This window comes from Streptococcus sp. GMD1S, assembly GCF_000296875.1.
GTDB lineage: Bacteria > Bacillota > Bacilli > Lactobacillales > Streptococcaceae > Streptococcus.
In genome coordinates this window covers 1-1,775 of the sequence record NZ_AJQY01000116.1, presented here as the reverse complement: position 1 = coordinate 1,775, position 1,775 = coordinate 1, and the positions used below count along the sequence as shown (strand labels likewise).

Here is a 1,775-nt window from a genome sequence, read left to right as displayed (position 1 = left end):
CTCATCGTCTTCTCCTTTTTAATTGAAAATGCTTACAGATATAGTATAACAAAATCGTCCATTTTGTGCAAAGGTTTGCATTAACTTCCTAGAAATTATTCTGATTTATGGTTTCCAAAGACCAGAACCATCTACGTAGTATCTGCCACCATCAACTCGCTCATTCTTTGCCATTTTACCATCTGATTTCAAATAGTAATTTCCTTGCCAAGTATTACGAGCGTATGAACCATCTGATTTCAAGTAGTACCAAGATTGATAAGAAGAGTCATATATCCACTCACCTTGTGCCATTTTACCGTTCGCTTTGAGATAAAAAGCGCCTTGCCAAGCATTTTGGGCATAGGATCCATCTGATTTCAAATAATACCAAGCTTGGTATGATGAATCATAAATCCATTCACTTTGAGCCATCTTTCCGTTTGCTTTAAGGTAGTAACTTCCTATCCATGTGTTTCGTGCATACGAACCATCCGATTTGAGATAATACCATCCCTTGTAATATGAGTCATATATCCACTCACTCTGAGCCATTGTTCCATCTGATTTGAGATAGTAATCTCCTTTCCAAGAATTGGTTACTAGATTACCATTGTCAGAATAATAATACCAATATCTATCCTGCTTAACCCATCCACTAGAAGAAACTCTATTCTGTGGACTAGACTGGCGTGGTTTAAAGACTCCCCGAGGTGCATTTGCACGTTCACAAGCTATCCCATCACCATCTTTGTCTAGTCTTGAAGAATATCCAGGCTCTCCTCTATGGATATCAGAATAACCATTTTCCCATGCTTCTTTACAACTAGAAAAATGAATATTTTCTTCTGCACTAACCGGTTGAGCAAACAAACCTAAAATTGGAAAAACAGTAAGAATCACTTTCAGCAAAATTGTTTTTTTCATCATTTCCTCCTATAAAATGACATCGTTTTCTTTTTATTTTATCAAACTTAATTCAACAATTCAATATATACATTATATTTTTTGATTTATAAAGTTTATTTAGAATTCACTTCCAACTCATACAAGCCTCTGACTGCATTAGAGCCATAGATAGTTTCCGCTTGGTCCAAGTCTGGCACAGTCAGAACTTTTTCCTCTGCCTGTCCTGTTTCCAGCAAATGCTGGCGGTAGATTCCTGGCAAAATCCCTAGATTGATAGGAGGTGTGTAGAGCTTACCATTAATTTTTAAGACCAGATTTCCAATAGAGGTTTCAAGCAATTCTCCTGCTACATTATGGTAAATGATTTCCTGTTCCCCTAGACTTAAGTGTGGTCTATGGGTTGTTTTAAAGTAGGTAAATGATTGATTCAAATCTGCCTCTTGCAGACAAAGTTTGGCTTTGCAGAAACTTGGACTGAAGGGTGTTAAGATTTGGCGACTGAGTTCTATCTCTCCCGATTTGCTGAGACTAATTCGTAAGCGGTAGTCTTGATTAACATCACAAACTTGACACTCTTTCTCTATCTTTTGTCTCAGGTTTTCTGGATCAAAAGGATAGGCAAAATATCGACTAGCCTTTGTCAGTCTTTCCAGATGTTGATCTTCAAACAGCAGTTGTTTTTGGCTGATTTTCCCAGTCGTAATCAGTTGGAAACGTGCTTGTTTACGATAGAGAACAGCCGCCTTTTGATGAACCTCACGGTATTCAGATTCCCAAGTGCTATCCCAAGTAATCCCTCCGCCAACTCCATAGATGGCTTTTTCTTGGTACAGTTGAATAGTCCGAATGGCGACATTGAAAATCCGTCGTCCATTTGGAAGCAAGAG

At 38.1% G+C, this 1,775-nt stretch carries 2 protein-coding genes; both read right to left on the bottom strand.

The features are described 5' to 3' along the window. Nucleotides 1-105 precede the first annotated feature (105 nt). The gene (locus GMD1S_RS07490) at nucleotides 106-906 is read right to left on the bottom strand and encodes an excalibur calcium-binding domain-containing protein (RefSeq protein ID WP_000751033.1); all 801 of its coding nucleotides are present in this window, start codon (nucleotides 904-906) and stop codon (nucleotides 106-108) included. Between the two features lie 95 nt (nucleotides 907-1,001). Then, a partial coding sequence (locus tag GMD1S_RS07485) for an aminotransferase class IV (protein ID WP_000674538.1) occupies nucleotides 1,002-1,775 on the bottom strand: 774 nt, incomplete at its 5' end.